The organism is Streptomyces sp. NPDC001270, from assembly GCF_042896695.1.
Lineage (GTDB): Bacteria > Actinomycetota > Actinomycetes > Streptomycetales > Streptomycetaceae > Streptomyces.
On the sequence record NZ_JBIAXM010000083.1, the window covers coordinates 1 to 7,757 of the forward strand.

Consider the following 7,757-nt stretch of genomic DNA (forward strand, 5'->3'; position numbering starts at 1 on the left):
CCCCGCCTCCGCTCGTCCAGCCTCTCCTGCTCCGCCTGGGTCAAACCCGCACGACCACCCGCAACCTTTTTACCGCTGACCCAGTTATAGAACGTAGTCGGACTTATATCTTTTATTTTTGAGAATTCAGCCATATTTAGATCAGAATCCAAGAACTCTCTCAAAGTTTGTGTTACGTTTTGAGGATCCGCCTGATTCCATCTATTTTCCCGCAAACGGCCGTCCAGGAGCCCCCGCTCCGCTGGGGTCAAACCCGCACGACCACCCGGAACCCTTTTACCGCCGACCCAGCGATAGAAGACAGACCGCTCAATCTTTTTATTTCTTGCGAATTCCGAACCACTCAGATCAGATTCCAAGAACTCTCTCAATATTCGTGTTACCTTTTGAGGACCCTCCTTATCCCATCTATTTTCCTGAAAACGCCCGTCCAGAAGCTCCCGCTCCGCTGGGGTCAAACCCGCACGACCATCCGGAACCTTTACGCCTTTGACCCAGTTATAGAAGACAGACGGCCCAATCTTTTTACTTCTTGCGAATTCCGAACCAATCAGATTAGATTCCAAGAACTCTCTCAAAACCTCTGTTACTTTTTGAGGATCGGTTTTCCGCACACGCTCGTCCAGCTTCCCCCGCTCCTCGTCGGTCAAACCCTGACGACCACCCGCAACCTTTATACCTTTGACCCATTCAAAGAAGGTAGTCCGACCCATCTCTTTATTTTTTGCGAATTCCGTCATATTCTGACCGGAACCCAAGAACTCTCTCAAAAGCTCTGTTACTTTTTGAGGATCGGTTTTCCGCACACGCTCGTCCAGCTTCCCCCGCTCCTCGTCGGTCAAACCCTGACGACCACCCGGAACCTTTATACCTTTGACCCAGTTAGCCAAGGTATTCCGCTCCATCTTTTTATTTTTTGCGAATTCCGTCATATCCTGACCGGAATCCAAGAACTCTCTCAGGATGTCTGTTACCTGTTCGGGTGTGGTGTGCTTCGGCATCGTGTGACCTCCGGTCGTCTGCGGTCGGGAGTCCCGGCCGCCCCAGACTTTCCGGTGCTACAACGGGACTGATTCGCCGTAAGTTCATCCCGTCTTCCCTTGTGACCGTAACTGCTGGTCACGGGTGAGGTGATCTCGATGTGGGTGGTGTGATCACGGCGTCGGAACCGTCCTGGACAGCCCCGTTCACCGGGCTGATCCCTCGCCCGTTCGGCAGGCTGGTGACCGTACTGTGGCGCGTGGGTGCGGATGCGGTCCGCAGGGGCCGGCCGTGGAGCCTCCCGCTGGACCGGGCTCCGCCGACCGCCGCGTACTGGCGCACGAACTTGACGATGCGCCGGCTCACCCCACCCATCGGGGGCAAGTCGGCGACGGACCGCAGCACCGACCACCCCAAACCCACGCCCGCGCTCCACCCGCGCAAGCGGTTCGCCAAGGACACCGGGCTCATCGCGGACGGCACCCCGGTCCCGACCCGGGACCACACGATGGCGGAGCAGCCCAAGAACCACAGGTACTCCAGCAGCCACCAGACCGTCATCGACCCCGACACCCGCCTGGTCACCGTGGCGGGCCACCCCCTCACCGGAAACCACAACGGCTACAAGGCGCAGGAGGAATCCAGCGCCAAAGCCGCCGCCGGCAGAACACCCGCGACCACCGACAGCGGCCATCCCGCCACCGGGCCCGTCATACCCCCACCACCGACACAAGAACGAAGACCTCCCGGACAGCGGCTTCTTACCGTCCCTGGCTGCGCCCTGGGCGGTTCGCCGACACCCGTCGGGCCACCGGCACCTCGTCCCCGGCTTCCCAGGCGCTCCAGTCGGCGGACGGCGCAGACAGCAGGTGCTCCGTGGCCTGCGGAACCAACGCATGGCCCGCGGCGGTGTTCCCCGAGTACGCCGCACTCCAGCCGGTGCCCGCGCCATGGGCGTCGCCCCAGGACGAGAACGCCACCTCGTATCCCTGAGCAGACACGGGAGCCGCGATCGTCATCTCCTGCATCCCCTGCGACAGTGCGTCCACCCCGGGCGGCTGGGCCTGCCACGACCCCTCGGCATGCGCGTACCCGCCATACCCGCTCACGTCGAGCGCGACCGCGTCAACCGGCCCAGACCAAGAACCGAGTGCCGCCGACGCCGCGTCAGCGCCGTGGAGCCCGCTGCGTGTCGCCTCCTCCATGATTGCGTTCACGTCCGCATCGTCGAACATCGGCTCCGGGTACCCGGGCTGTGCCTCGCCCAGCCCATGGACGTCGGCGCCCTGGCCCGCGTACGGCGAGAACGACGGCAGCGACGCACCCGACGGGCCACCCTCCATCTGCGGCACCTCCAGCTCCACCACGACCGGCCTCCGACCCGGCTGATCACCACGTTTCCGTGCCTGATAGGCCCGTTGGTGGAATCGGTCCGCCTCCTTCTTCCTTTGGGCGCGGTACTCCGGATCCATCTGCCTCCGTGACAGCTCCTGCCTCCGCTCCATCTGCTGTGCCTCGTACCCCTGCGGATCGGCCTGTCGCTCCTGGTTCCGTTCCCGTTCTTGGTCCTTCCTCCGCTGCCGCTCCGCATCGGCGTACCCCGGCGTCTCCCGTTTTCTTTGCAACCGCTCCCGCTCTGTTCGGCGCTTTTTGGCTTCTCGGGATTCAGACTTGTCGTTGTTCGATGGCATGACGTTCCAGGCCCCTTCGTTCTCCAGGTGCTTCCGGCAGCGTTCAGCGCGAGCGCCGGTTCTCGCCGTGGGAAGCGGCCACGTAGGCCGTGCTCACCGGTGCGGCCGTCTGTGGGCGCGGTGCGGGTGAGGACTGCCTGCTGTTCACTCCCGGCGCATAGTCGGCAGCCGCCGACGCGACGGAGCTGTTGAGGCCGCTGGGCTCCTCCTGAACCGACCTGTCTCGCCTGGCTTCCGCCGGCACTGGCGTCGAAGGCCCTTGCCCGGCCGTTCGAGCGGGGGGCGTGGTGGGCCGCACCGCATGCTGCGGGGACGACGTGCGTGACCCGTGACCCGGCCGTCCGTGGAGCCGCGCCATCTCGTCGGTCACCTGCTCGACCCGCTGTCCCACCTGCTGCATTCGCTGCTGCACCGGTGTCAGCGGCTGCCCTTGCTCCGATCCCGGCAGCGGCTCCCCCGCGCCGTGCTCCGCCTGCTCCTGCCGCAGCTGTTGCGACTCGCGTCGGTCCAGATCCGCGCATTGCTCCTTGAGTTCTTGGAGCCCCCGGGCATCCGAAACCTCCGGATTGGACTGCCCCTGAGCCTGTGCGGGCCGCTGCTGCTGCAACAACTGCCCGGCAAGCCCCACCAGCCGATCGGTCAGCTCCTGCATCTTCTGCTGCCGCCTGCGCTCCCGCTGCTGTACCTCCAGCCGCTGGAGGTGTTCTTCGGGCGACGCTTCCCGTGGAAGCCCTGACCAGGTCTGCCGCCGCTTCAGCGAGTCCTCCCGCTGTTGCACCAGCTTCTGCAACTGCCCCAGCGTTCTCTCCAGTTACTGTCGGGCCCGCTGCTCCTTCTCCTGGTGTTCCTGTCCTTGGGCGCGTCCCTGCGTTATCGGCATGGTGACCATGGTGCACGCCCAAGTGGAGCCAAGGGGCGCTGAAAGAGAAACCGCCGACCGCTGACCGCGGCTCGTGCGATGACCGGAGTGGGCGGCCCGACCGGGAGTCCGCGTTCGAGCGGGCATCACCGCTCAAGACCGAACAGACAGCAGCTTCTTACCGTCCCTGGCTGCGCCCCGGGCGGTTCGCCGACACCCGTCGGGCCACCGGCACCTCGTCCCCGGCTTCCCAGGCGCTCCAGTCGGCGGGCGGCGCAGACAGCAGGTACTCCGTGGCCCCCGGGACCAGCGAATGTCCCGCGGTGTTCCACTGCGGGTCCGCCACACTCGGGCTGGTGTCCTCGCCGTACGGGTTGCCCCAAGGCGAGTACGCCACCGGATCCCCCCAGGAAAGCTGGGCCGCCCCCTCGGCAGGCGCGTACCCGCCGTATCCGCTCACGTCGAGCGCGACCGCATCAACCGGCCCAGACCAGGAATCGAGCGCCGCCGACTCCGAGTACAAGCCGCTGCGCCCTGCCAACTCCTGCCGTACCAACTCCTCCGCCAGGATTTTGTCCACGTCCAGAGGGCCGAACATCGGCTCCGTGTCCCCGGGCTGTGCTTCGCCCTGCCCATGGACGCCGGCGCCCTGGCCCGCATTCGACGACGCGGACACGGCGTATTCCCCGGCCTCCTCGGCCCGGAGCAAAGACTTCAGACGAATTCGGAAAGCACTCGCCGTCGCGTAGGCTTGTTCGCTCACCCCCTTATGCTTCAATTCGTCCAACACCGAGACATGCGCCCAGTTGAGCGCAGGATCGGCGATGAACGACGGCACCGAAGCACCCGACGGGCCACTTTCCGGCTGCGGCACGTTCAGCGACACCACCAACGGCTTCACACCCGACAAACCGAGACTCGTCCAAGCCAACGCCACCTTCAACCCCGGCGGCGGCACCTCCGGCCACCCCAACCGCGGCCGATATTCGCCATACACCCGCATCGCCGCTGCCTCTACCCGGACCCGATCCCGCTCAACAGCTTTCCGTGCCCGGTGCTCCTGCTTGTAGTCTCGCCTTGGTGGCATGACGTTCCGTGCCCCTTCGTTCTCCAGATGCCTCCGACCCCACTACAACTCGCCGCACCACCACCCGGTTCAAAGCGGCTTCTTACCGTCCCTGGCTGCGCCCTGGGCAGTCGCCGACGCCCACGGTGCCACCGGCTCGGCGTTCCCCTGTGTCCCGGCGCTCCAGTCGGCGGGCGGCGCAGACCGCAGGTACGCCATGCCCTGCGGAATCAGTGAGGCGTTCTCCGGCGGGTACGCCGCACTCCGGCTGGCGACCTCACCGTAGGGGTTGCCCCAGGGCGAGTACGCCACCGGATCCCCCCAGGAAGGCTGGGCCGCCCCCTCGGCAGGCGCGTACCCGCCGTATCCACTCACGTCGGCCGCGACCGCACCGTCCGGCCCAGACCAATAACCGGGCGCCAGAGATGCCGCGCCAACGCCGTGGTGCACGCCGCCGAGCCTGCCTGCTGTCAAATCGGCCAAGACTTCGTCCACGTTCAAACTGTCGAACATCGGCGCCGAGTAGCCGGGCTGCGCGTCCTCCCCGAACGCCTCGTCACCGAGCCGGGACTTCAGATGATTTTGCACGCGCGACGCCGTCCTGCAGACCTGCTCGTCCACCCCCTCCACATTCAGCAATTCACGCGACACTCTGAAGTCGCGCAGGTCAAGCGAAGGATCGGCGATGAGCGACGGAACCGACGCATCCGACGGGCCACTCTCCGGCTGCAGCACATCCACCATGACCGGCTTCCAACCCGACAAACCGAGACTCGGCCAAGCCAACGCCACCCGCAACCCCGCCGACGGCTTCTCGGGCCACCCCAACAACAGCTGATAATTCTTGTACACGTCCTTTGCCACACTCTGCAGCAGATTCTCGTCCTGCTCAACGCTTCTCCGTGCCCGGAGGAGCTGCGAGTCGAATCGGTGCCGTGCCCGTATGGTGCCGTCCGCATCCTCCGCCGCCTGAGCCCGCTTCTGCTGCTCCCAGTTCCGTAGCTTCGCGATTCGGCTCCTGCTGTCTTCTTCGGCTTCCGGTAAATCGCTTTTCCGTGGCATCGCGCTCCGCGCCCCTTCGTTCTCCAGGTGTTTCCGACGCCCCTGCAACGCGCCGCACCAGCATCCGGTTCACCAGCCCGCCCAGCGCCGGATCCCCACTCCACCCGACCGGCGCTGCCGAGCCGTTCCAGCAGTCCGGCATCCCGAATTCCTTGGCCATCCTGACGGCCTCACGCTGAGCCGACGTGTCCCGCCTGGCGTCCACGCGAGCCAGCTGATGGGGGCATGGCGGCCATCTGTGCCGCATCCCGTTGGGTGATCTTCTGGGCGGCAGCCTCCACACAAGCCTCAACCGCTTCAGCTCGTCGGTCCTCTGCTGAACCCGCTGTCCCACCCTGTACATTCGCTGCCGCAGCTGGAGTGTCAGCAGCTGTTCTTGCTCCGATCCCGGCAGCGGCCCTTCCTCGCTGTGCTCCTTGATCTCCTGCTGCAACTGCTGCGCCTCGCGCCAGTCAACCCCCGCAGCGTACGGCGACGTGGGCACGGCGTACTCCGCCTTTGAGTGGCGGCAGTCTCGGAGGATCTTCCAGACGACCAGGCGGGTGTCGGCGTCGATGACGGCCTGGTGATTGGTCGAGAACCTGTCGTTCCTGGACTTCTCCGCCACCGCGTGGTCCCGGGCCTAGCCCAGGATGCCGTCCGCGATGAGCCCGGTGTCCTTGGCGAACCGCTTGCGCGGGTGGAGCACGGGCACGGGTCCGAGGCGGTCGATGATGCGGTCCGCCGCCGACCTGCCCACGAAGAGTGGGGTGAGCCGGCGCATCGTCAAGTTCGTGCGCCAGTACGCGGCGATCGGCGGAGCCCGGTCCTCCAGCGGGAGGCTCCACGGCCGGCCCCTGCGGACCGCATCCGCACCCTCGCGCCGCAGTACGGTCACGAGCTTGCCGAACGGGGAGGGATCAGTCCGGTGAACGGGGCTGTCCAGGACGGCTCCGACGCCGTGATCACACCACCCACATCGAGATCATCTCACCCGTGACCAGCAGTTACGGTCGCGGGGGAAGACGGGATGAACTTACGGCGAATCAGTCCCGTTGTAGCACCGGAAAGCCTGGGGCGGCCGGGACTCCCGACCGCAGACGACCGGAGGTCACACGATGCCGAAGCACACCACTCCCGAACGGGTAACAGACATTCTGAGAGAGTTCTTGGATTCCGGTCAGAATATGACGGAATTCGCAAAAAATAAAGATCTGGGTCGGTCGACCTTCTTCGAATGGGTCAAAGGCGCAGCGGTTCCGGGTGGTCGTCAGGGTTTGACCGAAGAGGAGCGGGGGAGGCTGGACGAGCAGAAAAATAGGAACAACGGGACGGATCCACAAAAAGTAACAGAGGTTTTGAGAGAGTTCTTGGATTCCGGTCAGAATGTGACGGAATTCGCAAAAAATAAAAAGATGGAGCGGAATACCTTGGCCAACTGGGTCAAAGGCATAAAGGTTCCGGGTGGTCGTCAGGGTTTGACCGACGAGGAGCGGGGGAAGCTGGACGAGCGTGCGCAGGAAAAAGAGATCGACAGGAAGGCTCCATATGTAACAGAGATTTTGAGAGAGTTCTTGGGTTCCGATCGGACTATGACGGAATTCGCAAAAAATAAAAACATGGAGCGGTCTACCTTGGCCAACTGGGTCAAAGGTGTAGCGATTGCGGGTGGTCGTGCGGGTTTGACCCCCGAGGAGCAGGAGAGGCTGGACGAGCGTTCACAGGAAAAGACGAGTAGGACGAATCCTCAAGGAATAACGGATACCCTGAGAGAGTTCTTGCGTTCTGGCCAGACTATGCCGATTTTCACAAGAAATAAAAACATAAATCGGACCACCTTCTATAGCTGGGCCAAAGGTACAAAGGTTCCGGATGGTCGCGCAGGTTTGACCCTCGATGAGCAGGTGAAGCTGGACGAGCGCTTGCAGAATAAGACAGATCCCCAAGCGGTAACAGAGGTTTTGAGAGAGTTCTTGGGTTCCAATAAGAGTATGGGGGAATTCGCAAAAAGTAAAAAAATAACTCCGAATACCTTCTATACCTGGGCCAAAGGCGTTGCGGGTGGTCGTGCGGGTTTGACCCCCGAGGAGCAGGTGAAGCTGGACGAGCGGAGGCAGGA

Annotated in this window: 6 protein-coding genes and 2 pseudogenes; 3 read left to right on the plus strand and 5 right to left on the minus strand. The window is 63.8% G+C overall.

The window, feature by feature from the left end:
- On the minus strand, positions 1-1,001 hold a 1,001-nt coding region (locus tag ACFY2B_RS45815; RefSeq protein ID WP_390768996.1), incomplete at its 3' end, for a hypothetical protein.
- A 140-nt stretch (positions 1,002-1,141) separates the two neighbouring features.
- On the opposite strand from ACFY2B_RS45815, the pseudogene ACFY2B_RS45820 reads away from it, so the two are divergent.
- Positions 1,142-1,735 (plus strand): annotated as a pseudogene (locus tag ACFY2B_RS45820) (IS5/IS1182 family transposase); the annotation flags it as partial.
- A 7-nt stretch (positions 1,736-1,742) separates the two neighbouring features.
- On the opposite strand, the gene ACFY2B_RS45825 reads toward ACFY2B_RS45820, so the two are convergent.
- Positions 1,743-2,672 (minus strand): hypothetical protein, encoded by a 930-nt coding sequence (locus ACFY2B_RS45825; protein WP_390769000.1) that lies wholly within the window; start codon positions 2,670-2,672, stop codon positions 1,743-1,745.
- 328 nt (positions 2,673-3,000) lie between these two features.
- Between ACFY2B_RS45825 and ACFY2B_RS45830 the strand changes: the two genes are divergently transcribed.
- Complete coding sequence (locus ACFY2B_RS45830; RefSeq protein ID WP_390768997.1) at positions 3,001-3,408, plus strand: hypothetical protein; 408 nt, start codon at positions 3,001-3,003, stop codon at positions 3,406-3,408.
- A 301-nt stretch (positions 3,409-3,709) separates the two neighbouring features.
- On the opposite strand, the gene ACFY2B_RS45835 is transcribed toward ACFY2B_RS45830, so the two are convergent.
- The 3 genes and pseudogenes from ACFY2B_RS45835 to ACFY2B_RS45845 all read right to left on the minus strand — a co-directional run.
- Positions 3,710-4,534, minus strand: a complete 825-nt coding sequence (locus tag ACFY2B_RS45835) for a hypothetical protein (protein WP_390768998.1) — start codon at positions 4,532-4,534, stop codon at positions 3,710-3,712.
- Positions 4,535-4,687: 153 nt separating this feature from the next.
- Positions 4,688-5,659, minus strand: coding sequence for a hypothetical protein (locus tag ACFY2B_RS45840; RefSeq protein ID WP_390769001.1), 972 nt, complete (start codon positions 5,657-5,659; stop codon positions 4,688-4,690).
- Between the two features lie 529 nt (positions 5,660-6,188).
- Positions 6,189-6,616, minus strand: a pseudogene (locus tag ACFY2B_RS45845) (IS5/IS1182 family transposase); the annotation flags it as partial.
- Between the two features lie 140 nt (positions 6,617-6,756).
- On the opposite strand from ACFY2B_RS45845, the gene ACFY2B_RS45850 reads away from it, so the two are divergent.
- A partial coding sequence (locus ACFY2B_RS45850; protein WP_390768999.1) for a hypothetical protein occupies positions 6,757-7,757 on the plus strand: 1,001 nt, incomplete at its 3' end.